The following is a 23122-nucleotide window of genomic DNA, read 5'->3' as shown; positions in this document are numbered from 1 at the left end:
TGGAATAGTTGCCGATGTCGCAGCAATCACGTTTTACCGCCAGCCTGGCGCTGGCATTCATGCTGGCCGGTGGGCTCATGCCGCCGCTGGTCCTGGCCGCGGCTCCCGCCATGCTGGCGCCGATCCGGCTGGGCATGATCGAAGGCATGTCGGGCCCGTTTGCCAATGCCGGCGAGGCAGTGGAGCACAATATCCGTTTCGCGGTGGAGCAGGTCAATGCGCGCGGCGGCGTGCGCTTGCCGGACGGCCGCCATCCTCTCAGCCTGAGCGTGTTCGACAGCAAGCAAGGAGTGGAAGACGCCCTGTTGCAGTTAAAGCAATTGACTGACCAGAAAATCCCCTTCGTACTGGAAGGCAATAGTTCTGCCGTGGCCGGCGCACTGGTCGAGGCAATCAACAAGCACAATGTCCGGACGCCTGACAATCGCGTGCTGTTCCTGAACTACTCGGCGGTCGATCCGGCGCTGACCAATGAAAAATGCAGTTTCTGGCATTTCCGTTTCGATGCCAATGCCGATATGCGCATGCACGCGCTGGTCGAAGTCATCAAAAGCGACGACAAGGCAAAAAGTGTTTACCTGATCGGCCAGGATTACAGTTTCGGCCAGCAGGTGGCCAAGGCCGCGCGCCAGCAACTGCAGGCGGCGCGGCCGGACATCAAGATCGTCGGCGATGAATTGCATCCGATCGGCAAGGTCAAGGATTTCGCTCCCTACATCGCCAAGATTCGCGCCAGCGGCGCTGATACGGTCATCACCGGCAATTGGGGTAATGACCTGACCCTGCTGGTGAAAGCCGCCAAGGAAGCCGGCCTGCGCCTCAAGTTCTATACCTTCTATGCCAATAGCCTGGGGGCGCCGGCGGCCATCGGCGATGCGGGTGTGGGGACGGTGCGTGCGGTCGCAGAGTGGCATCCTAATATTGCCGACGGCGTCCAGAATGCCGCCAGCGACGTTTTCTATCGCAGTTTCCGGCAGCGCTTCCCGCAGCCGAAAGATGACTATATGTTTTTGCGCATGGATGTCATGATAGACATGCTGGTGAGCGCCATCGAGAAGGCCCAATCGACGGAGGCGGCAGCGGTGGCGCGAGCGTTGGAAGGGGCGCAATACAAAAGCAGGTTTCACGAAGCAAGCATGCGCGCCAGCGACCATCAATTGATCCAGCCGCTGTATGTCGCGGTGATGCAAAAGCTTGCCGACGGCGGCATCCGCTTTGACAATGAAGGCAGCGGCTACGGCTTCAAGACCGAGCGCTATCTGGCGCCGGCGGCGACGGCGCTGCCCACTACCTGCAAGATGCAGCGCCCCTGAGGCGGAAGTAGCGGTAAGATGGATTTTCCTTGAAGGAGATTGGCGATGAGCGGTTCTAATATTCCAGGAGCAGACGCAATGCAGGACAGTCTTGAATTCATCAAGAAGATGTGGGGCGGCATGGGTGTGCCGGGCATGGTCGTGCCGACCTTGTCGGTGGAAGAGATCAACAAGAAGATCACCGATCTGAAGGCGGTGGAGTCATGGCTGAATCTCAACCTGAACATGCTGCGCACCACCATCCAGGCGCTCGAGGTACAGAGCGCGACGCTGTCGGCGCTGCGAGCAATGGGCACCGCTGTCAATCAGCCAGCAGAGGAAAACGGCGATGAGCCGGCAGCGAATGCATGGGCCATGCCCTCGGGTTTTCCGTTTTCATTCATGAACGCGGCGCAAAATGCCGATGCGGCGCCGGCAGCGAAAGAGCATGAGCCGGAATCGCCGGTGCCGCCAGCGCCGGATGCCGCTGCTGTCCCTCCCTCGGCAGGAAATGCCAATGCCTGGTGGGACCTGCTGCAAAGCCAGTTCAAGCAGGCAGTGAACAGCGTTGCGGCAACGGAAAAAGCGGCGAAACCGACGCCAGGCACGGCAGCCAGGAAAGATGCCAAGAGCAGCGCCAAGCCTGTGGTAAAAAAGGCCGGCGGTGCTGTCGTCGGCAAGGCAAAAACGGCAACAGCGAAAATCAAACCGGCTTCTAAATAAGGACTACGCCACGGATAGCGCAGGCTTGGGAAGTTGCACGCAGTGCGAAGACCGTAGTGAGTGAGATTGGCGCTTTGTTCCAAGGGGGTTGCGGATGTCGTTCGTCATCATGACTGGATATGAGGTGCCGGTTGCCACTGTGGCAATGTCGGTTCTTCGAACAGCTTGACTAGCGTCAGATAAGTGCGATGATTGAAGACTAGGAAGCCGGTGCCGGCACCGGAAGTCTGGCCTCGCCGTGGCGAGCTGCGCACGATATCCAAGCCAATGAGCGCAATTTTCATCCGCCGCTTTCTACATAGCTTGTGCACCGGCTGGCGGTATGAATGCGGGCTTGTAATGTGATACGCGGCAGAATGGACAATCGGATTTGAAAGTGGCGGCTTGGCTAACTATTTTTATCGTGGTGCAGCCGATGGCGCTAGCCGCTTTTCCGCAGCTGGCGTGTAAAACAGCCCAGAGGACCGGCTTCTGACCGACTGAAAACTCTAAACGACCAATTGACTTTGTTGTGATTTAAGCCAAATTTCCAGCAAAAAAGGGCCGGTCGACAGGTTTATAAACGGCCTTGTAACAAATTCTTGGTAAAATCGAACAGTTAACTCACTTGCTTAAGGTATGTATGCTGTATCCAGAACTGTTTAAATCGCTTGAACAAGTCCGCTGGAACATGGAGACCGATATTCCATGGGACAAGTTTGATGCCACCCAGCTGTCCGACGAACAAGCTCAAACTATTCGTATGAATGCGATTACGGAATGGTCGGCGCTGCCTGCAACCGAGATGTTTTTGCGTGATAACCACGGCGACAGCGATTTTTGCGCTTTCATGTCGGTCTGGTTCTTCGAAGAGCAGAAGCACTCGCTGGTGCTGATGGAATACCTGCGCCGCTTCCGGCCTGAGCTGGTGCCTACCGAAGCCGAGCTGGACAATGTGCGTTTCGAATTCGATCCGGCGCCGGCGCTGGAAACCCTGATGATGCATTTCTGCGGCGAAATCCGCCTCAATCACTGGTACCGCTGCGCCTCCGACTGGCACACCGAGCCGGTGATCAAGCAGATCTACAAGATCATCAGCCAGGATGAAGCACGCCACGGCGGCGCTTATCTGCGCTACATGAAGAAGGCCTTGTCCGAAGTCGGCGACAGCGCTTCGGCCGCATTCGCCAAGATCGGCGTCCTGATGGCTTCGGCGCGCCGCACCGAAAAGCCGCTGCACCCGACCAATCTGCACGTTAACCAGTCTCTGTTCCCGAACGACACGGTGCAAAGCCGCCTGCCGGATCCGGAATGGCTGGAGCGCTGGCTGGACGACCAGATCAAGTTCGACGGCGTGTGGGAAAAGAAAGTGGTCGATCGCATCCTGCACAATATGTCCTTGCTGTTCGAACGCACTTTCGACACCGTGCAGGAACTGAACCGCTATCGCAAGGAAGTGGTTGCGCGCCTGGCGCTGAAGTCGGCCGAAGCAGTCTGATCACCGGGAGCATCGGCGGCGAAATTTTCCACGCTGCCTCCCGGACCTTCATTGATACCAAGCCGCGTTGTTGCGGCTTTTTTTATATTCGCCATGCCTACATTTGAAAACAAGCTTTGTACCCGCGCCGAATTGAAGGCGCGGATTGCCGCTCTGCCGCAGCCGGTGGTGCTGACCAATGGCGTGTTCGACCTCTTGCATCGCGGCCATGTCACCTATCTGGCGCAGGCGCGCGAGCAGGGGGCGTCGCTGGTGGTCGCGGTGAATACCGATGCCTCGGTCAAACGTCTGGGCAAGGGCGATGACCGCCCGATCAATACCTGCGCCGACCGCATGGCAGTGCTGGCGGCGCTGGAAGCAGTCAGCCTGGTGGTCGAGTTTGACGAAGATACGGCGCTGGAGGTGGTGCAGGAAGCGCGGCCCGGCGTGTATGTCAAAGGCGGCGATTATCAGATGGATGCGATTCCGGAAGGCCAGGCGGTGCTGGCCTACGGCGGCCAGGTGGTCGCCATCGCCTTTGCCCATGACCGCTCGACCAGCAAATTGCTGGACAAGGTGCGGCAAGGCGCGTGACGGCAGTGGCACGGGACGAAAAAAAAGCGCGGATTCCGCGCTTTTTTTATGGGCCGGCGGCAGCTGCCTAGTGCTGTTGATGCATTGCCTCAGCCGATTTTCCGCTCATGTCGGTGACACTGACCGATACGTCGATTTTGCCGGCTTTCTGGAAAGTCAGCGTCAGCGGAAACTTGTCACCCGCCTTCAACGGCTGGGTCAGGCCGATCAGCATGATGTGATAGCCGTTGCCCGGTTTCATGTCGACGGTGGCGGCTGGCGCAAGTTCAATCTCGCCGACCTCGCGCATTTTCATGACATTGCCGTCCATGGACATGGTGTGGATCTCCGCGCTCTTGGCCGCCGGCGAACTGACGCCGATCAGCTTGTCGGCATCCTTGCCGGTATTCTCGATGCTGAGGAAGGCGCCGCCGCTGGGCTGGCCCGGCACGGTGGCGCGGGCATAAGGATGGCCGATATGCAAAGCGCCGACTGTATATTCGTGGGCATGGGCCGACACGCTGATCGCCAGCGCGCAGAAGAACAGGGAAACCGAACGTAAAGACATGCTGATCCTTTGAGTAGATTGCGCAGATTGTTCCTGCAGCGCGGCTGCGTTGGTTGCTGCAGCCTGACTTACGATTATAGCAATGCGGCCACGCTTATGATTTTATTCATGGAAATGTTTATCAGGCGCCGCCGCTGAAGCCATTCTGGCGCCAGGCTTCATAGACGACCACCGCCACGGTATTCGACAGATTCAGACTGCGGTTATCCGGCCGCATCGGCAGGCGGATGCGCTGCGCAGGCGCGAATGATTCGCGCAACGCCGGAGCCAGGCCGCGGGTTTCCGAACCGAACACGAAGACGTCGCCCGGCAGGAAGGCCAGGCTGGCGAACGGCGTCGAGCCATGGGTGGTCATGGCAAACATGCGCTCCGGCGCATAGCTGCCGGCCGCACGCATGCTGGCAATGAAGGCATCCCAGTCGACATGTACTTTCATGCTGGCGTAGTCGTGATAGTCGAGACCGGCGCGGCGCATCTTGGCATCATCGAGCGGAAAGCCGAGCGGCTCGATCAGGTGCAGCTGCGCGCCGGTATTGGCGCACAGGCGGATGATGTTGCCGGTATTCGGTGGAATTTCCGGTTCAACCAGGACGACGTGGAACAATCTGCTTCTCCTTCTATATAGAGTAATGACGACGCAAGCCACTTAAGGGGTTCTTGCGAAGACGAAATTGGTGATCCGGCGGGCGCCATGGCGGCGCAGGGTCTTGGCCAGCGCGTGCAGCGTTTCGCCGGTAGTCATGACATCGTCGACCACGCCTATATGGCGGCCGCCGATTTTTGCGCTTGCCGCCGGCGCCATGGCAAAGGCCTGGCGCAAATTGCGGCGGCGCTGCTCCAGGTCCAGCCCCATGGATTGCGGCAAGGTGTCGCGCTGACGCTGCAACAGATCGTGGCGCAGGGGAATGCCGGTCAGGCGCGCCAATGGCTTGGCTATCTCATGCGCCTGATTGAAACCGCGCTGCTGCAGCCGCTGTGCGCTGAGCGGAACCGCCATCAATATTTCCGGCAGTTCCAAGCGGGCGACTGTTGCCTGCAGCAGCATGGCATCCCTCAGCATTTGCGCAAACACCGGCGCCAGCGCCAGCTGGCCGCGGAACTTCAGCGCCAGGATCAGCTGGTCGACCGGCGCTGCATAATCGCATACAACGATAGTGGCGTCGAAGGCCCTGGCCTGCTTCAGGCAGTTGCCGCACTGGAGCAGGCTGGCGCCGCCGGGCTGGGGCAGCGGATTTGCACATTGGGCGCAGCGGCGCGGCCGGTCGGCAAAGTAGTGCTTGCTGCAGCCGTCGCAAATCACGCGCTTGCCGTTCTGCCCGCATAAGGCGCAGCAGGACGGCATGCCGCGCAGGATGCGGGCAAGTTGCTGTTGCGGCCATAGGCGCAGTCGGGGGAATAGCAAAGGACAAGTCTCGTTCTGGTTAATCAGGGCACTGAATCAGGACACTGCAGTCAGCTTACATACAATCAAGCGTGTAAACTACTGGCGATTATCGCATTTCATCTCACCTGCCGGATTTTGATGTCTACCTCATTGCCTCCTTCTGAAACCAGCCAAAGCGCCCCGATCGACTTGCGCCGGGTACGCGAACTGTTTGCCCAGCCTGCACTGGTGCGCGAATCCGAGTTCATGCGCCGGGAAATATCCAGCCGCATGCACGAGCGCCTTGCTCTGGTGAAACTAACGCCGCAGCGGGTGCTGGATGCCGGCTGCGGCGCCGGCCCTGATATATATACATTGCAGCAGCGCTTTGCCGATGCCGCGATTATCGGACTGGATGCTTCGGCCGCCATGTTGTCGTTAGCAAAAGAGCAACGGCAGGGTGCGCAGCTATCGGTCAACCGCTTATTAAAGAAGTGGCTGCCGTTTACCAATAGTGGCGAGCAGTTGTCGTCGGCGCTGCTGTGCGGCGATTTCGCCCAGTTGCCGCTGGCGCCGAACACAGTCGACCTGGTCTGGTCGAACCTGGCGCTGCACTGGCATCCGCAGCCGGACCGCGTGTTCGCCGAGTGGCGCCGCATATTACGGGTGGACGGCCTGCTGATGTTCTCCTGCTTCGGGCCGGATACCTTTAAAGAGCTGCGCAATGCATTTGCCGGCATCGACGCCGGCGCTCATATATTGCCGTTCGTGGACATGCATGATTTCGGCGACATGCTGGTCAATGCCGGTTTCTCTACACCGGTCATGGATATGGAAACGATTACCGTCACCTATGACACGGTGGATAAGCTGTTGGCCGATGTAAGAGCGTGGGGCGGCAATCCTCTGGCGACGCGTGGCCGCGGCTTATTAAGTAGGGAGGCAGGCGTACGCCTTAAAGCTGCGCTGGAAGCGCGCCGCCGGGCGGACGGCAAACTGCCGCTGACCTTCGAGATCATCTATGGCCATGCCTTCCGCCCAGTGCCAAAGACTACTGGTAGCGGCGAGTCCATCGTGCGCTGGGATTTGGGTAAAAGCAGGTAAATCGAAATATTTTAAAGAATTTGGTTAAAAGTACTTGCGGGGAATTGAGGGGGTTGCTATAGTTCGCCTCCCGTTGAGAACGACGCGAAAGAAGCGAAGCAGCAGCAAGGAATTGAGGCTGATTTGAGCGCGAAGTTTGAGGGGAAAAAAGCGGGTTGCAGGTTGTGTTGGAAGTAAAAAGTTTTTCGGTGAGAAGTAAAAAAGTAGTTGACGAAAAACTTGAAACGCTACATAATCTCATCTCTCTGCTGCTGACAAACAAAACGATTTGACAGCGACGCGAACCGGTAAGACGGTGACGCGAAGTAGAAGGTTCTTTAACAATTAACAGTCGATAAGTGTGGGCGTTTGATGGAAGTGCAGCGCTGCTGATGTAAATCAGGAGCGTATAACTTAAAACATTAAATGTTCACAAAAGAAGAAAATAGGCGCTTCTGCAAAGAAGTGGCCTGTCAGTATTTTGAGTGAGCGATAGCAGAGATGCTAGGCAGCAATGCCACAAAACAGAGATTGAACTGAAGAGTTTGATCCTGGCTCAGATTGAACGCTGGCGGCATGCCTTACACATGCAAGTCGAACGGTAACAGGGAGCTTGCTCCGCTGACGAGTGGCGAACGGGTGAGTAATATATCGGAACGTACCTTTGAGTGGGGGATAACTAGTCGAAAGATTAGCTAATACCGCATACGATCTACGGATGAAAGTGGGGGACCCGTAAGGGCCTCATGCTCATAGAGCGGCCGATATCTGATTAGCTAGTTGGTGAGGTAAAGGCTCACCAAGGCTTCGATCAGTAGCTGGTCTGAGAGGACGACCAGCCACACTGGGACTGAGACACGGCCCAGACTCCTACGGGAGGCAGCAGTGGGGAATTTTGGACAATGGGGGCAACCCTGATCCAGCAATGCCGCGTGAGTGAAGAAGGCCTTCGGGTTGTAAAGCTCTTTTGTCAGGGAAGAAACGGGATGTCCTAATACGATGTCCTAATGACGGTACCTGAAGAATAAGCACCGGCTAACTACGTGCCAGCAGCCGCGGTAATACGTAGGGTGCAAGCGTTAATCGGAATTACTGGGCGTAAAGCGTGCGCAGGCGGTTATGTAAGACAGGTGTGAAATCCCCGGGCTTAACCTGGGAATGGCATTTGTGACTGCATAGCTAGAGTGTGTCAGAGGGGGGTAGAATTCCACGTGTAGCAGTGAAATGCGTAGAGATGTGGAGGAATACCGATGGCGAAGGCAGCCCCCTGGGATAACACTGACGCTCATGCACGAAAGCGTGGGGAGCAAACAGGATTAGATACCCTGGTAGTCCACGCCCTAAACGATGTCTACTAGTTGTCGGGTCTTAATTGACTTGGTAACGCAGCTAACGCGTGAAGTAGACCGCCTGGGGAGTACGGTCGCAAGATTAAAACTCAAAGGAATTGACGGGGACCCGCACAAGCGGTGGATGATGTGGATTAATTCGATGCAACGCGAAAAACCTTACCTACCCTTGACATGTACAGAATCCCGAAGAGATTTGGGAGTGTTCGAAAGAAAACTGTAACACAGGTGCTGCATGGCTGTCGTCAGCTCGTGTCGTGAGATGTTGGGTTAAGTCCCGCAACGAGCGCAACCCTTGTCATTAGTTGCTACGAAAGGGCACTCTAATGAGACTGCCGGTGACAAACCGGAGGAAGGTGGGGATGACGTCAAGTCCTCATGGCCCTTATGGGTAGGGCTTCACACGTCATACAATGGTACATACAGAGGGCCGCCAACCCGCGAGGGGGAGCTAATCCCAGAAAGTGTATCGTAGTCCGGATTGTAGTCTGCAACTCGACTACATGAAGTTGGAATCGCTAGTAATCGCGGATCAGCATGTCGCGGTGAATACGTTCCCGGGTCTTGTACACACCGCCCGTCACACCATGGGAGCGGGTTTTACCAGAAGTAGGTAGCCTAACCGTAAGGAGGGCGCTTACCACGGTAGGATTCGTGACTGGGGTGAAGTCGTAACAAGGTAGCCGTATCGGAAGGTGCGGCTGGATCACCTCCTTTCTAGAGTTTGCATGAAAGTTAAGCGTCCACACTTATCGTCTGTTAATAAAGAAGAACAGGTATCGGTCAAAGGCTGCGGCGTGAAAGCGCTGGAGTTGATGGTAGGCTCGTACTGATCCAAGCGGGTCTGTAGCTCAGTTGGTTAGAGCACCGTGTTGATAACGCGGGGGTCGTTGGTTCGAGCCCAACCAGACCCACCATAAAGTTTCGGGGGTTTAGCTCAGCTGGGAGAGCACCTGCTTTGCAAGCAGGGGGTCGTCGGTTCGATCCCGTCAACCTCCACCAAGTTTCCTTGGTGAGAAGAAGCAAGAAATATCAAACCTAAGTCGGCGCAGTAGCGCGCTGGGATTTAGGTTTGGTCTTTTTAAGATCACTGGTTTTACCGTTCTTTAACAATCTAGAAGAAGTAGTAAAGATTCGTCCATGACAAGACATTGTTGTGGATGGGTATGATTGTATCAAATCAAAAAGTATGTAAAGAGTTCTCAAAAGACTCCATGGGCGCAAGCTGCATGGAGAATGCGATAACACTTTGGATACGGCAAACGCTAAACTCATAGAAATACCTCTATAACCGCTTTTTAGCTGTGAACGCAGCTAGAGGCTAAAGTTATAGGGACAAGTGAATAAGTGCACATGGTGGATGCCTTGGCGATATCAGGCGATGAAGGACGTAGTAGCTTGCGATAAGCTGCGGGGAGCTAGCAAACAAGCTTTGATCCGCAGATTTCCGAATGGGGAAACCCGGCCCTAGTGGTCATTGCAACCTGAATACATAGGGTTGCAAAGCGAACGCGGCGAACTGAAACATCTAAGTAGCTGCAGGAAAAGAAATCAACCGAGATTCCCAAAGTAGTGGCGAGCGAAATGGGAACAGCCGCAAGTTTTAGCAGTGGACATAGTAGAACGACTTGGAAACGTCGGCCATAGAGGGTGATAGCCCCTTATACGAAATGATCATTGTGGAACTAAGCTTGCAACAAGTAGGGCGGGACACGTGTAATCCTGTCTGAACATGGGGGGACCATCCTCCAAGGCTAAATACTCGATATCGACCGATAGTGAACCAGTACCGTGAGGGAAAGGCGAAAAGAACCCCGGAAGGGGAGTGAAATAGATCCTGAAACCGTGTGCATACAAACAGTAGGAGCGGACTTGTTCCGTGACTGCGTACCTTTTGTATAATGGGTCAGCGACTTACATTCAGTGGCAAGCTTAACCGTATAGGGAAGGCGTAGAGAAATCGAGTCCGAATAGGGCGTTCAGTCGCTGGGTGTAGACCCGAAACCAAGTGATCTACTCATGGCCAGGATGAAGGTGCGGTAACACGCACTGGAGGTCCGAACCCACTAATGTTGAAAAATTAGGGGATGAGCTGTGGGTAGGGGTGAAAGGCTAAACAAACTTGGAAATAGCTGGTTCTCTCCGAAAACTATTTAGGTAGTGCCTCAAGTATCACCATCGGGGGTAGAGCACTGTTATGGCTAGGGGGTCATCGAGACTTACCAAACCATTGCAAACTCCGAATACCGATGAGTGCGAGCTTGGGAGACAGACGCCGGGTGCTAACGTCCGACGTCAAGAGGGAAACAACCCAGACCGCCAGCTAAGGTCCCAAAGATTGGCTAAGTGGCAAACGAAGTGGGAAGGCTAAAACAGTCAGGAGGTTGGCTTAGAAGCAGCCATCCTTTAAAGAAAGCGTAATAGCTCACTGATCGAGTCGTCCTGCGCGGAAGATGTAACGGGGCTAAGCCAGTCACCGAAGCTGCGGATATCCGTAAGGATATGGTAGGAGAGCGTTCTGTAAGCCTGCGAAGGTGTCTTGTAAAGGATGCTGGAGGTATCAGAAGTGCGAATGCTGACATGAGTAGCGATAATGGGGGTGAAAAGCCCCCACGCCGTAAGCCCAAGGTTTCCTGTTCAACGTTCATCGGAGCAGGGTGAGTCGGCCCCTAAGGCGAGGCAGAGATGCGTAGCTGATGGGAAGCAGGTTAATATTCCTGCACCGTCGTTAGATGCGATGGGGGGACGGATCGCGGAAGGTTGTCCGGGTGTTGGAAGTCCCGGTTCCTATATCACAGAAGGCTGTTAGGCAAATCCGGCAGCGTAATTCAAGGGTATGGGACGAGCCAATTTATTGGTGAAGCAATCGGAAGTGGTTCCAAGAAAAGCCTCTAAGCTTCAGTCTAACGAGACCGTACCGCAAACCGACACAGGTGGGCGAGATGAGTATTCTAAGGCGCTTGAGAGAACTCGGGAGAAGGAACTCGGCAAATTTGTACCGTAACTTCGGGATAAGGTACGCCCCGGTAGTTTGACTGGCCTGCGCCAGAAGGACGAAAGGGCTGCAATAAAAAGGTGGCTGCGACTGTTTAATAAAAACACAGCACTCTGCAAACACGAAAGTGGACGTATAGGGTGTGACGCCTGCCCGGTGCTGGAAGATTAAATGATGGGGTGCAAGCTCTTGATTGAAGTCCCAGTAAACGGCGGCCGTAACTATAACGGTCCTAAGGTAGCGAAATTCCTTGTCGGGTAAGTTCCGACCTGCACGAATGGCGTAACGATGGCCACACTGTCTCCTCCCGAGACTCAGCGAAGTTGAAATGTTTGTGATGATGCAATCTACCCGCGGCTAGACGGAAAGACCCCATGAACCTTTACTGTAGCTTTGCATTGGACTTTGAACCAATCTGTGTAGGATAGGTGGGAGGCTTTGAAGCGGGGACGCTAGTTCTCGTGGAGCCAACCTTGAAATACCACCCTGGTTTGTTTGAGGTTCTAACCTTGGTCCGTTATCCGGATCGGGGACAGTGCATGGTAGGCAGTTTGACTGGGGCGGTCTCCTCCCAAAGTGTAACGGAGGAGTTCGAAGGTACGCTAGGTACGGTCGGACATCGTGCTAATAGTGCAATGGCATAAGCGTGCTTAACTGCGAGACTGACAAGTCGAGCAGGTACGAAAGTAGGACATAGTGATCCGGTGGTTCTGTATGGAAGGGCCATCGCTCAACGGATAAAAGGTACTCTGGGGATAACAGGCTGATTCCTCCCAAGAGTTCATATCGACGGGGGAGTTTGGCACCTCGATGTCGGCTCATCACATCCTGGGGCTGTAGCCGGTCCCAAGGGTATGGCTGTTCGCCATTTAAAGTGGTACGTGAGCTGGGTTTAAAACGTCGTGAGACAGTTTGGTCCCTATCTGCCGTGGGCGTTGGAAATTTGAAGGGGGCTGCTCCTAGTACGAGAGGACCGGAGTGGACGAACCTCTGGTGTACCGGTTGTCACGCCAGTGGCATTGCCGGGTAGCTAAGTTCGGAAGAGATAACCGCTGAAAGCATCTAAGCGGGAAACTTGCCTTAAGATGATATTTCCCGGGAACTAGATTCCCCTAAAGGGTCGTTCGAGACCAGGACGTTGATAGGTCAGGTGTGGAAGCGTAGTAATACGTTAAGCTAACTGATACTAATTGCCCGTGAGGCTTGTCCCTATAACCTTAGCAGGTTATATGATGAGCTTTTTTGTTTGCCTAGGTGACTATCCATCAAAGATAGCAACACCGTTTGGACATTCATACCCAACCGGGCTCACTCACCCTAGTGAGCTCGGTATAAAAAACTACTTCTTCTAGATTGCGTTGTTTGTTGCTCCTACTGGAGAACAAGCAGCGGTTACAAGTTATGCCTGATGACCATAGCGATTTGGTACCACCCCTTCCCATCCCGAACAGGACCGTGAAACGAATTTGCGCCGATGATAGTGCTGCAACCAGTGTGAAAGTAGGTCATCGTCAGGCTTTTATTAAAAAACCCTCTGCAACTTACCTTGCAGAGGGTTTTTGCTTTGCGCGATCGATTTGTAAAAGACCGCAAAAATGCACTTAAAAATCAACGCTGTGCCGAAATTCGATGAAGATTCACGCCACGGACGGCACCGCAATACGGAAAAATGCTATCTCAGACGCCAAATCTTTCCGATATTTTCCGTAGCACCTTCGAAAAATCGACAAAAAAAAAGCCAGTCTGCTTTCGCGACTGGCTTTTCTGCTTACGTATTCTGCTTTTTATCTTGATCAACGATCGCAATTAGAACGGATAAGCCACCCGCAACACGGCAAAGTTAGCGCCGCTGTTCGGCTTCTTGATGCCGCCGTTGGAGAAATGCTGCAGCTTGATGCCGACATCAAGGCCGTTGCCGAACACATAGCCGGCGCCCAGGTGGTCGCCAAATTCAAAAGCGGTCGAAAAACGGCGGCTGTTGTTGTCATACAGGTGCGACATCAGGTGTACGCCGATGCCGGCTTCACCGTACAGGCCTCTTTTATCGTTGCTCTGGAAGCGGAACACAGGCGTGAAGCCGATGTCGGTCAGGTTTTTCGATTGGCCAGGAACATTCTGGTATTGGTTCTGACGGAATTCAGCCAGGCTCAGATCCCAGTAGCCGCCGAGTTGTGTGCTGCTGCCCTGCCACAGCGGCGCGTTCCAATTCCATTGTGCGGCAACCCTGGCCAGTTGGCTCTTGTTGCCGGTACCGAGTTCGAACGATGCAGAGTCAACGGCGAAGCTGTTCGCGTGAGCGCCAGCCAGCAGGCAGGCTGCAGCAAGCATCTTGAGTCCGGTTTGTTTTTTTTGCATAAAAGACTTTCGAGCGTAAAAAATAAAAAACGAATGGCAGACAAGCCCTCGCCTTATTCATGGAAAGGTTGCGCTGGCCGACGGTGCCGCCGACAGGCACATATTGCCCCCGGTGCGGATTGCCGCGGCGCGCAGCTACAGCCCTAAAGAATAGTCGAAAACGAAGATTGTTGCCGGACTACAGTCAATTCGTGTCGTAAAACGGCGCTTCTGTATATTGAAATCAGGCGATATAAGCGGGTTCTGTTCTACCAGGTACATCCACGCGCAGCGCCAGGACACAGCCGGACAGCGGATATTTTTCAAGTTCTGCCGTACTGCGTTTTTCACGCACGCTGGTGATATACAGCGTACGCAGATCAGGTCCGCCAAACGCCATCATGGTCGGGCAGCGCACCGGTACGATCACCTCTTGCAACACTTCGCCGGCAGGCGACAGGCGCAGCAGCCGGCCACCCTCATACATGGCGCACCAGTAAGCGTCTTCGCTGTCGACCGCCGCGCCGTCAGGGCGGCCGCCATAATCCGGCGCGTTCTTGTCCATGGCGAACTGCCTGAGCACATGGCCAGCGCCAATCTTGCCGCTGGCCAGATCGAAGTCGTAGCTGGTGATCCTGTGCGCAGTGGTGTCGCTGTGATACAGGGTACGGCTGTCGCCGCTGAAACCGAGGCCATTGGAGACCGTCACCGGATTTCCGGCGGCGCGCACCACGCCTTTTTCGATCGCATACAGCTGGGCGCCGGTATGGTCGCGCGGCTCATAGATGGTGCCTGCCCAGAAGCGGCCGGCAGCGTCGCAGCGGCCATCGTTGAAGCGCGCGGTGGCCGTGTCATAAGGCGCATCGGCGATGTGGGTGAGCGCGCCGCTATCCGTATCCAGGCATGCCACGCCGGTGCGCATGGCGACGACCAGCCCGCCGCCGGCGCGCAGGCCGATGCAGCCTGGCTCGGCATCCAGCTGCCACATGGCGTGCTTGCCGTCGGCAGGATGCAGCCGATGCACCTGCATCGCTGAAATATCGACCCAGTAAAGAGATGCTTCCGCTGCATGCCAAAGCGGGCACTCACCCAGTTGCATAGGGACGTCGTACGCGGCTGCGATTTGATTCATGTGTGTGATGTGGAAAGAGAAGGCGGAAAGGAAGCAATCGGCATGCTGTGATTCGCAATCGAATCACAGCCGCCAGATCGCATCATGGAAGTAGTTGCTGCGTCGCTCACAACTCGGCAATTACTGTTTCTTTAAATAAGTTTCAGCGAGATTAACCCAGTAACTGGCGCCAATCGGCAGCAAGTCGTCGTTAAAATCGTAGCTGGCGTTGTGCAGATTGCAGGGGCCGAGGCCGTGGCCGCTGTCCCGGTGGGCGCCTTCGCCATTGCCAATGAAGACATAGCAGCCCGGTTTGTTCTGCAGCATGAAAGCGAAATCTTCCGCGCCCATGGTCGGTTCAACCTGCGGATCGACGTTGTCGCTGCCAACCATCGCCTGCAGCACCTCGACTGCAAATGCAGTCTCCTTGGCATGGTTCACCAGCGGCGGATAATTACGGTGGAAGCGAAATTCCACTTCAGCGCCGAATGCCGCCGCGGTATGCTGCGCCACTTCGCGCATGCGCGCCTCGATCGTATCCAGCACCGGCAATGAAAAAGTCCGCACCGTGCCGATCAGCGTGGCGACATCGGGAATCACATTGGTGGCGCTGCCGCTATGAATCTGCGTCACCGACAGCACTGCCGGATCGTTGGGGTTGATGTTGCGCGAAACAATGGTTTGCCAGCTTTGCGCGATCTGCACCGCGACCATGACTGGATCGACGCTTTTGTGCGGCTGCGCAGCATGCGAACCCTTGCCCGTGACGATCACTTCGAACTCATTACTGGACGCCATCATCGGCCCGGGCGTCACGCCAAAGCTGCCAGTCGCCATGCCTGGCCAGTTATGCATGCCGAACACCGCTTCCACAGGGCATTTCTCAAACAAGCCATCATCGATCATGCGTTGCGCACCGCCGCCGCCTTCTTCCGCCGGCTGGAAAATCAGATATACAGTACCGTCGAAATTGCGGTGCCGGGACAGATGATGCGCCGCACCAAGCAACATTGCGGTGTGGCCGTCATGCCCGCAAGCGTGCATCTTGCCCTGATGTTGGGAGGCATGTGGAAAAGTATTCAACTCTTGCACCGGCAAGGCATCCATATCGGCACGCAAGCCGACAGCGCGGCCGCTGCTGCCGTTCTTTATGATACCGACAACACCGGTGACGCCCATGCCGCGCAGGATCGGGATCTGCCACTCGGTAAGCTTGCGCGCCACCACGTCGGAAGTGCGCTGTTCTTCATAGTTGAGTTCGGGATGTGCGTGTAAATCACGTCGGATGGCTTGCAGTTCCGCCTGGAAGGCGATGATGGGATCGATCAAATTCATATTCGGCTCCTGATATATGGCATGCCTCTTGCCTGTAAAAAGGTCGGAGGCGTAGCGTCCAGAATGTGTATATTACGCCTACACGGTCCATCGGTGTTCACTCACAGGAGAGCATTATGCGTCTGATGTCTTGGCCAGCAATGGGATTACGTGCATTCTTCATGGCTTGTCTGCTGGCGCTGGCGGCGTCTGTCCTGCCTCCCGCGGCAGCCCAGGAGTTCAAGCTGGCGATGAGTTCACCGCCGTCTTCGATGGATCCCCACTTCTACAATCTGTTTCCAAATATCAACGTTTCCGATCATATCTTTGAACAACTGGTGGCGATGGATGCCGACAGCCACATCATTCCGGCGCTGGCCGAGTCATGGACGCTGGTGAGCAGCCTGACCTGGGAGTTCAAGCTGCGCAAGGGCGTGAAATTTCACGACGGCACGCCGCTGACGGCGGAAGACGTGGCCTGGTCGCTGGAACGGCCGGCCACGATCGTCGGCAGCCCGGGAAAATTCGACACCTACACCAAAGCCATCGTCAATAAAAAAATCATCGATCCTTATACGATCCAGCTCACGACCAAAGAGCCGTATCCGCTGCTGCTGGCGGACCTGACCTCGATTTACATCGTGTCGAAGAAGGCTACGCAAGGCCTGAGCAGCGATGACTTCGCCAGCGGCAAGGGCATGGTCGGCAGCGGCCCCTTCCGCTTCGTCAAATTCCAGCGCGACGACAGGGTCGAACTGGAACGCAATAACGACTACTGGGGAAAGAAGCCGGCCTGGAGCAAGGTCACCCTGCGCTTCATCCCCAACGACGCGACCCGCCTGGCGGCCTTGCTGGCCGGCGACGTGCAAGCCATCGAAAATGTGCCGACGCCGGATCTGACCAAAGTCAGGGCGGACAAGAACCTGAGTTTCTACTCCAAGGTCTCGCACCGCGTGATTTATCTATATCCGGACACGCGCCGCGAAAAGTCGCCGTTCGTTACCGACAAAGACGGCAAGCCGCTCGACAAGAATCCGCTGATGGATCAGCGTGTGCGCCACGCCCTGTCGATCGCCATCAACCGCGACGCCATCCGCGACCGCGTCATGGAAGGTTTGTCGGAGCCCACGATCAACCTGGTGCCGGCCGCGCTGTTTGGCCATAATCCGGATCTCAAACCGCCCAAATACGATCCCGAGGCAGCCAGGAAACTGCTGACCGAAGCAGGTTATCCGAACGGTTTCGGCCTGACCTTGCATACCCCGAACAACCGCTATATCAACGACGAGAAAATCGCCCAGACCATCGCTCAGATGTGGTCGCGCATCGGGGTCGCCACCAAGGTCGAAGGGGCGCCGATGTCGGTCTATGCGGCACGCGGCGCCAAGAGCGAGTACTCGATCGGCCTGCTGGGATGGGGCGCGCAGACCGGTGAAGCTTCGTCGCCGCTGCGGGCGATGGTGGCTTGCGATAATCCAGCGAAGGGCATGGGTGCAGTCAACTGGCTGAAATACTGTAATCCTAAAATGGATACGGTACTGGCCAAGGCACTCACCAGCGTCGATGACAAGGAGCGTTCAGGCCTGCTGCAGCAGGCCACCGCGATCGTCATCGACGACGGCGGCGTCATCCCGATTCATCAGCAAGTGACGACATGGGCCACAAAAAAAGGTATCGTATATATCCCGCGCACCGATGAGCGTACCCACGCTTATCAATTCTACCCGCAATAAAGAGAGGGATAAAATCGCGCGCATATCCGCTCACTGCTAGTGGCGAGCGGATTTTTTATGGATTCCGGGATATTCGATGCTGGCTTTTATCATCCGCCGCGTACTGCAAAGTCTGGTCGTGCTGCTGGTCATGTCGCTGCTGGTGTTTATCGGCGTGTATGCGATCGGCAATCCGATCGACGTCCTGATCAGCCCCGATGCCGATCAGCTGGAGCGCGCCAAGGTGATCGCTGCCTTTGGACTGGACAAGCCGCTCTGGCTGCAATATTTCATTTTCCTGAAGAACGCGATCGGCGGCGACCTGGGGCGTTCATTTGCCTATTCGACGCCGGCCCTGAGCCTGATTTTCGAGCGCATGCCGGCGACGCTGGAATTGTCTTCGGCAGCCATCCTGCTATCCATCGTGCTGGGACTGCCGCTCGGCCTGCTGGCCGGCCTGCGCTCCAACGGCATCGCCGGCAAAGCGATCATGGCGGTTTCCATCCTCGGCTTTTCGCTGCCGACATTCTGGGTCGGCCTGATGCTGATCATGGTGTTTGCGGTGCAGCTGGGATGGCTGCCCACCAGCGGTCGCGGCGAGACGCAATTGCTGCTGGGAGTGCCGGTCAGCTTCCTTGGCTGGGACGGCCTGAAGCATCTTCTCATGCCAGCTTTCAACCTGGCGCTGTTCAACATCGCGCTGGTGATCCGCCTCACGCGCTCCGGCGCGCAGGAGGCGCTGATGCAGGACTATGTCAAGTTCGCTCGCGCCAAGGGCTTGCGCAACAGCCGCATCATTGGCGTCCACGTCCTGAAAAATATCCTGATTCCTATCGTCACTGTGATCGCCTTGCAGTTCGGTTCGATCATTGCGTTTTCCATCGTCACCGAAACTGTGTTCGCCTGGCCCGGCATGGGCAAGCTGATCATCGATTCGATCCGCGTGCTGGACCGGCCGGTGATCGTCGCTTATCTGTTATTGATCGTCACCATCTTCATCCTCATCAATCTGGTGGTGGACATGCTGTACTCGCTACTCGATCCGCGCGTGCGCCTGGCAGAAAGCAAAGGCTGACATGCAACTGACCCAGGCAATTGAGATCGTAGAAACACCCTGGCAGCGTTTCGTCAGGAATTATTTCAGCAGCAAGATCGCCACCATCGGTTTCGTGCTGCTGGTGCTGATTCTGCTGGCGGCCATATTCGCGCCTGTGATTTCACCGCAGAATCCCTACGACCTGGCCAAGCTGGATGTCATGGACTCGCGCCTGGAACCGGGCAAGGCTTCGGTCGATGGCAGCATGACTTATCTGCTCGGCACCGACGACCAGGGACGCGACATGCTGTCTGCAATCCTGTACGGCATTCGTATTTCCGTGATGGTAGGCGTGGTCAGCACAGTCATCGCGCTGTCGCTGGGCTTGACGCTGGGCTTGCTGGCGGGGTATGCCGGCGGCCGCACGGAAGCGTTCATCATGCGGATAGCGGATATCCAGCTGTCTTTTCCACCCATCCTGATCGCCCTGATCCTGTTGGCGCTGACCGGCCGTGGCGTGGACAAGATCATCATTGCACTGGTGGCGGTGCAATGGGCTTATTACGCGCGCACTACCCGCAGCGCGGCGCTGGTCGAACGCAAGAAGGAATACATCGAAGCGGCCACGGCGCTTGGCCTGTCGCCCTTGCGCATCATGTTCCGCCATCTGCTGCCAAACTGCCTGCCGCCGCTGATCGTGATCGCTGCCTTGCAGGTGGCGTCGGCGATTTCGCTGGAAGCGACGCTATCCTTCCTTGGTCTGGGCTTGCCGATTACCGAACCGTCGCTAGGTTTGCTGATAGCTAACGGCTTCCAGTATCTGCTCTCCGGTAAATACTGGATCAGTGTGTTTCCCGGCATCGCCTTGTTGCTCACCGTGGTGACCATCAACCTGGTGGCGGACCAGATGCGCGACGTCCTCAATCCACGCCTGCAAACACAATAAAAAACCATGGATACTCCAGCGACATTAGTGGTGAACAATCTGCAGACCCAGTTTGCCACTCGCGCCGGACTGGTGAAAGCGGTCGACCAGGTTTCGTTTTCCATCAAGCGCGGTGAAATCATGGGCCTGGTCGGCGAATCGGGCTCGGGAAAATCGATGACCGGTTATTCCATCATGGGCTTGATCGACGCCCCTGGAAAAATTGTCGCCGGCGAGATTCTGCTGCAGGGAAACGAGCTGCGCGGCTTGCCGGCGGAAGCCATGCGCAAGATCCGCGGCAATCGTATCGCCATGATTTTCCAGGATCCGATGATGACCTTGAATCCTGTGCTGCGCATCGATACGCAAATGATGGAAGCCGTGCGTGCGCATCAGGATGTGAGCAGGATGGTGGCGCGCGAAATGGCGCGCGAGGCGCTGGTGCGGGTCGGCATTCCTTCACCGGATGAACGCTTGCAAGCGTATCCGCATCAGTTTTCAGGCGGCATGCGGCAACGGGTGGCGATTGCGATCGCTTTGCTGAACAAGCCGGACCTGATCATTTGCGACGAACCCACCACCGCCCTGGATGTGACGATACAAGGACAGATCTTGTACGAGATGCAGAAGTTGTGCCGGGAATCAGGCACGGCGCTGATCTGGATCACGCACGACCTGTCGGTGGTGGCCGGCCTGGCCGATACCGTGGCGGTGATGTACGCCGGCCGCATCGTCGAAAGCGGCATGGTGCAGCAAGTGCTGGAACATCCGCGTCATCCTTATACCCATGGCCTGATCGCGTCGGCGCCGTCACGCAATCCGCGCGGCCAGCCGCTGCAGCAGATTCCCGGCATGACGCCATCACTATTGAATCTGCCCGAAGGCTGCGCATTCCGTACGCGCTGCGCCCATGCCACCGATGAGTGCCTGCGGACGCCGCCGCTGCGCGCGATCGGCCAGCGCATGCTGCGCTGTTTCCATCCACTGCAGGATAGTCCGAATGGGGCAGTGCAATGAGTGCGCTTGAAGACCGTCAGGCCGAAATAGTCTCAGCTTCGCCGCCGCTGCTGGAAATGCAGGCGGTCAGCAAGCAGTTCGTCAAGGGCCTGGATAGCGCAGAGAAAATCGCCAACTTGTTTGGCGCCCGCATGCAGCAGGAAGTGGTGCATGCGGTTGACGACGTCAGCCTGAGCATCGCGCGCGGCGAAGTTGTGGGGCTGGTGGGCGAGTCGGGCTGCGGCAAGTCGACCTTGGGGCGGATGGCGGTCGGTTTGCATAGCCTCAGCGCCGGCGCGCGCTTGTGGAAAGGGCAGTCGCTGGAACAGCTGGCTGTGCCTGAACGGCGCAAGAAGCAACTGGCGATCCAGATGATTTTCCAGGATCCCTATGCCTCGCTGAATCCGCGCATGCGGGTGCAGGATATCGTCGGCGAAGCGCCGCTGGTGCATGGCATGGTGAGCGCTGCGCAACAGCGCGAATATGTCGAGAGCCTGTTGCAAAGGGTGGGGCTGGACGGCGGCATGCTGCGCCGTTTTCCGCACCAGTTTTCCGGCGGCCAGCGGGCGCGCGTCGGCATCGCGCGCGCCCTGGCGGTCAAGCCGGAATTCCTGGTGTGCGACGAGGCCGTGGCGGCGCTGGATGTGTCGATCCAGGCTCAGGTGCTGAACCTGTTCATCAAGCTGCGTGATGAGCTCGATCTGACCTATCTGTTCATCAGTCACGACCTGGGCGTGGTTCGCCATTTGTCGGACCGGGTGCTGATCATGTATCTTGGCCGCATTGTCGAATCGGCCGCGGCCGACACCATCTTCGGCCGCGCGAATCATCCGTACACCCAAGCCTTGCTGGCGTCGGCGCCCAAGCTGGAAGTCAGGAGAACCGAATTCTTTGCGGTGAAGGGCGAAATCCCGTCGCCGCTGCATCCGCCCGCCGGCTGTCATTTCCATCCGCGCTGTCCGCATGCGATGGCGCGCTGTAAAGAGGAAAAGCCGGAGTTGAAAGAAATCAGCAGCAACCATTTTTCCGCCTGCCATTTGAACGATGGCTAGCCCACAGGACAAATTATGACTACCCCGCACACTACCGCACTGGCACCTTCCGCCGAGGTCATGGCAATGATAGAACGCCTGATCGCGTTCCCGACCGTATCGCGCGATTCCAACCTGGGATTGATCGAATGGACCCGCGACTACCTTGCTGGCTTCGGCGTCAAATCGCGCCTGTCCTACGATGCCAGCGGCAAGAAAGCCAATCTGTTTGCAACCCTGGGCGAAGGTTCCAAGCCGGGCCTGATCTTGTCGGGCCATACCGACGTGGTGCCGGTCGAAGGCCAGGCCTGGGACAGCGATCCCTTCAAGGCCATCGTCAAGGATGGCCTGCTGTATGGCCGCGGCTCGGCCGACATGAAGAGCTACATCGCCACCGCGCTGGCGCTGACGCCTCAATTCCTGGCGGCGAAGATGGATGCGCCGCTGCACTTCGCTCTGTCGTATGACGAAGAAGTGGGCTGCATCGGCGTGCAAGGATTGATCAAGGATCTGCAGGAACTGGGACTGAAACCGGCGGCTTGCATAGTCGGCGAGCCGACCTCGATGCAGCCGATCATCGCGCATAAAGGCACGCATCGTTTCCGCTGCTGCGTGCGCGGCCGCGAAGCCCATTCCAGCTACACCACCATGGGCGTCAATTCGATCGAATACGCGGCGCGCGTCATCGTCTACATCCGCCAGATGGCAGACCGCTTCGCCCAGCTTGAGACGCGTGACTATGGCTTTACGGTGCCTTACACCACCATGCAGACCGGCCTGATCCATGGCGGCCTGGCCGCCAACATCGTGCCCAAGGATTGCCGCTTCGAATTCGAGGCGCGCACCATGCCGGGCATCGATGTCGAACGCCTATATCAGGAAATCCAGGATTTCGCCGCGACCTTGCTGCCGGAAATGCAAAGGGTGGAGCCGAATGCCGCCATCGACTTCGAATGGCTGGCGTCGGCGCCCGGCCTCAACATGCAGGAAAGCGATGCCGTGGTGCAGCTGGCGAAGGCGCTGGCGCGCAATAAATCGCATGGCGCGGTTTCCTACGGCACTGAAGCCGGCCTGTTCCAGCGCGCAGGCATTCCGACCGTGGTCTGCGGTCCGGGCAGCATCGAGCAGGCGCATCGGCCGAATGAGTTCGTGGCGCTGGAGCAGGTGGCGCAGTGCGAAGCTTTCATGCTGCGCCTGATGGATCCGGGGATGCAGCTGCAAGCCGGCAAATAGGAAAAAAGAGCGCGGCTATCTAATAGTC

17 protein-coding genes, 2 tRNA genes and 3 rRNA genes are annotated in these 23122 nt (G+C 56.7%); 16 read left to right on the top strand and 6 right to left on the bottom strand.

Annotated elements, in window-relative coordinates; all coding sequences use genetic code 11:
* Positions 1-14: 14 nt before the first annotated feature.
* The 4 genes from BCF11_RS08165 to rfaE2 all read left to right on the top strand — a co-directional run bounded on the left by BCF11_RS08165 (position 15) and on the right by rfaE2 (position 4065).
* Positions 15-1313: a branched-chain amino acid ABC transporter substrate-binding protein gene (locus tag BCF11_RS08165; protein ID WP_369827736.1), complete on the top strand. Its 1299-nt coding sequence runs from the start codon at positions 15-17 to the stop codon at positions 1311-1313.
* Between the two features lie 45 nt (positions 1314-1358).
* On the top strand, positions 1359-2015 hold the full coding sequence (locus tag BCF11_RS28150) for a PhaM family polyhydroxyalkanoate granule multifunctional regulatory protein (protein WP_199110792.1): 657 nt from the start codon (positions 1359-1361) through the stop codon (positions 2013-2015).
* Between the two features lie 622 nt (positions 2016-2637).
* Positions 2638-3492: a ferritin gene (locus tag BCF11_RS08155; RefSeq protein ID WP_098494296.1), complete on the top strand. Its 855-nt coding sequence runs from the start codon at positions 2638-2640 to the stop codon at positions 3490-3492.
* Positions 3493-3585: 93 nt separating this feature from the next.
* Positions 3586-4065: a D-glycero-beta-D-manno-heptose 1-phosphate adenylyltransferase gene (rfaE2, locus tag BCF11_RS08150; RefSeq protein ID WP_098494295.1), complete on the top strand. Its 480-nt coding sequence runs from the start codon at positions 3586-3588 to the stop codon at positions 4063-4065.
* 67 nt (positions 4066-4132) lie between these two features.
* On the opposite strand, the gene BCF11_RS08145 is transcribed toward rfaE2, so the two are convergent.
* The 3 genes from BCF11_RS08145 to BCF11_RS08135 all read right to left on the bottom strand — a co-directional run bounded on the left by BCF11_RS08145 (position 4133) and on the right by BCF11_RS08135 (position 6014).
* The gene (locus tag BCF11_RS08145; RefSeq protein ID WP_098494294.1) at positions 4133-4612 is read right to left on the bottom strand and encodes a copper chaperone PCu(A)C; all 480 of its coding nucleotides are present in this window, start codon (positions 4610-4612) and stop codon (positions 4133-4135) included.
* A gap of 121 nt (positions 4613-4733) precedes the next feature.
* Entirely contained in the window at positions 4734-5216 is a 483-nt protein-coding gene (locus BCF11_RS08140; RefSeq protein WP_098494293.1) for a tRNA (cytidine(34)-2'-O)-methyltransferase, read from the bottom strand.
* A gap of 42 nt (positions 5217-5258) precedes the next feature.
* Positions 5259-6014, bottom strand: a complete 756-nt coding sequence (locus BCF11_RS08135; RefSeq protein WP_233212412.1) for a ComF family protein — start codon at positions 6012-6014, stop codon at positions 5259-5261.
* A gap of 120 nt (positions 6015-6134) precedes the next feature.
* Here BCF11_RS08135 and BCF11_RS08130 point away from each other — a divergent pair, with 120 nt between their 5' ends.
* The 6 genes from BCF11_RS08130 to rrf all read left to right on the top strand — a co-directional run bounded on the left by BCF11_RS08130 (position 6135) and on the right by rrf (position 12919).
* Positions 6135-7079, top strand: coding sequence for a methyltransferase domain-containing protein (locus BCF11_RS08130; protein WP_098494292.1), 945 nt, complete (start codon positions 6135-6137; stop codon positions 7077-7079).
* A gap of 512 nt (positions 7080-7591) precedes the next feature.
* Positions 7592-9124: ribosomal RNA gene (locus BCF11_RS08125) — 16S ribosomal RNA — on the top strand.
* A 123-nt stretch (positions 9125-9247) separates the two neighbouring features.
* Positions 9248-9324 (top strand) — tRNA-Ile (locus BCF11_RS08120).
* Positions 9325-9333: 9 nt separating this feature from the next.
* Positions 9334-9409: transfer RNA gene (locus BCF11_RS08115), tRNA-Ala, on the top strand.
* Positions 9410-9740: 331 nt separating this feature from the next.
* A 23S ribosomal RNA gene (locus BCF11_RS08110) occupies positions 9741-12613 on the top strand.
* 193 nt (positions 12614-12806) lie between these two features.
* Positions 12807-12919 (top strand): 5S ribosomal RNA (gene rrf / locus BCF11_RS08105).
* Together the 16S, 23S and 5S rRNA genes with 2 tRNA genes alongside form the textbook arrangement of a ribosomal RNA operon.
* A 289-nt stretch (positions 12920-13208) precedes the next feature.
* Here the strand turns inward: rrf and BCF11_RS08100 are convergent.
* The 3 genes from BCF11_RS08100 to BCF11_RS08090 all read right to left on the bottom strand — a co-directional run bounded on the left by BCF11_RS08100 (position 13209) and on the right by BCF11_RS08090 (position 16182).
* Positions 13209-13757, bottom strand: a complete 549-nt coding sequence (locus BCF11_RS08100; protein WP_098494291.1) for an acyloxyacyl hydrolase — start codon at positions 13755-13757, stop codon at positions 13209-13211.
* A gap of 223 nt (positions 13758-13980) precedes the next feature.
* The gene (locus BCF11_RS08095) at positions 13981-14868 is read right to left on the bottom strand and encodes an SMP-30/gluconolactonase/LRE family protein (protein ID WP_098494290.1); all 888 of its coding nucleotides are present in this window, start codon (positions 14866-14868) and stop codon (positions 13981-13983) included.
* A gap of 120 nt (positions 14869-14988) precedes the next feature.
* Positions 14989-16182, bottom strand: a complete 1194-nt coding sequence (locus BCF11_RS08090) for a M20 aminoacylase family protein (protein ID WP_098494289.1) — start codon at positions 16180-16182, stop codon at positions 14989-14991.
* A gap of 161 nt (positions 16183-16343) precedes the next feature.
* Here BCF11_RS08090 and BCF11_RS08085 point away from each other — a divergent pair, with 161 nt between their 5' ends.
* From BCF11_RS08085 to argE, 6 genes are all read left to right on the top strand, one after another.
* Positions 16344-17894, top strand: coding sequence for an ABC transporter substrate-binding protein (locus BCF11_RS08085; protein WP_098494288.1), 1551 nt, complete (start codon positions 16344-16346; stop codon positions 17892-17894).
* Between the two features lie 76 nt (positions 17895-17970).
* Positions 17971-18948: an ABC transporter permease gene (locus tag BCF11_RS08080; protein WP_098494287.1), complete on the top strand. Its 978-nt coding sequence runs from the start codon at positions 17971-17973 to the stop codon at positions 18946-18948.
* Between the two features lies 1 nt (position 18949).
* A complete protein-coding gene (locus BCF11_RS08075; RefSeq protein ID WP_098494286.1) occupies positions 18950-19855 on the top strand; it encodes an ABC transporter permease in 906 nt (301 codons plus the stop codon).
* Between the two features lie 6 nt (positions 19856-19861).
* Positions 19862-20851 carry an ABC transporter ATP-binding protein gene (locus tag BCF11_RS08070; protein WP_098494285.1) on the top strand — a complete coding sequence of 330 codons (990 nt, stop codon included), beginning with the start codon at positions 19862-19864 and terminating at the stop codon, positions 20849-20851.
* A complete protein-coding gene (locus BCF11_RS08065; protein WP_098494284.1) occupies positions 20848-21882 on the top strand; it encodes an ABC transporter ATP-binding protein in 1035 nt (344 codons plus the stop codon). The genes BCF11_RS08070 and BCF11_RS08065 overlap by 4 nt, the downstream gene beginning before the upstream one ends.
* A 15-nt stretch (positions 21883-21897) precedes the next feature.
* The gene (argE, locus tag BCF11_RS08060; RefSeq protein ID WP_098494283.1) at positions 21898-23094 is read left to right on the top strand and encodes an acetylornithine deacetylase; all 1197 of its coding nucleotides are present in this window, start codon (positions 21898-21900) and stop codon (positions 23092-23094) included.
* The last annotated feature ends 28 nt before the right edge of the window (positions 23095-23122 follow it).

This window comes from Collimonas sp. PA-H2, assembly GCF_002564105.1.
Lineage (GTDB): Bacteria > Pseudomonadota > Gammaproteobacteria > Burkholderiales > Burkholderiaceae_D > Collimonas.
This window is presented reverse-complemented; position numbering and strand designations above follow the sequence as displayed.

Coding starts and splice junctions, on each gene's coding strand:
- BCF11_RS08130 (WP_098494292.1), top strand. CDS start 6,135: ATGTCTACCTCATTGCCTCCTTCTGAAACCAGCCAAAGCGCCCCGATC.
- rfaE2 (WP_098494295.1), top strand. CDS start 3,586: ATGCCTACATTTGAAAACAAGCTTTGTACCCGCGCCGAATTGAAGGCG.
- BCF11_RS08095 (WP_098494290.1), bottom strand. CDS start 14,868: ATGAATCAAATCGCAGCCGCGTACGACGTCCCTATGCAACTGGGTGAG.
- BCF11_RS08085 (WP_098494288.1), top strand. CDS start 16,344: ATGGCTTGTCTGCTGGCGCTGGCGGCGTCTGTCCTGCCTCCCGCGGCA.
- BCF11_RS08065 (WP_098494284.1), top strand. CDS start 20,848: ATGAGTGCGCTTGAAGACCGTCAGGCCGAAATAGTCTCAGCTTCGCCG.
- BCF11_RS08155 (WP_098494296.1), top strand. CDS start 2,638: ATGCTGTATCCAGAACTGTTTAAATCGCTTGAACAAGTCCGCTGGAAC.
- BCF11_RS08165 (WP_369827736.1), top strand. CDS start 15: ATGTCGCAGCAATCACGTTTTACCGCCAGCCTGGCGCTGGCATTCATG.
- BCF11_RS08100 (WP_098494291.1), bottom strand. CDS start 13,757: ATGCAAAAAAAACAAACCGGACTCAAGATGCTTGCTGCAGCCTGCCTG.
- BCF11_RS08090 (WP_098494289.1), bottom strand. CDS start 16,182: ATGAATTTGATCGATCCCATCATCGCCTTCCAGGCGGAACTGCAAGCC.
- argE (WP_098494283.1), top strand. CDS start 21,898: ATGACTACCCCGCACACTACCGCACTGGCACCTTCCGCCGAGGTCATG.
- BCF11_RS08080 (WP_098494287.1), top strand. CDS start 17,971: ATGCTGGCTTTTATCATCCGCCGCGTACTGCAAAGTCTGGTCGTGCTG.
- BCF11_RS28150 (WP_199110792.1), top strand. CDS start 1,359: ATGAGCGGTTCTAATATTCCAGGAGCAGACGCAATGCAGGACAGTCTT.
- BCF11_RS08075 (WP_098494286.1), top strand. CDS start 18,950: ATGCAACTGACCCAGGCAATTGAGATCGTAGAAACACCCTGGCAGCGT.
- BCF11_RS08070 (WP_098494285.1), top strand. CDS start 19,862: ATGGATACTCCAGCGACATTAGTGGTGAACAATCTGCAGACCCAGTTT.
- BCF11_RS08145 (WP_098494294.1), bottom strand. CDS start 4,612: ATGTCTTTACGTTCGGTTTCCCTGTTCTTCTGCGCGCTGGCGATCAGC.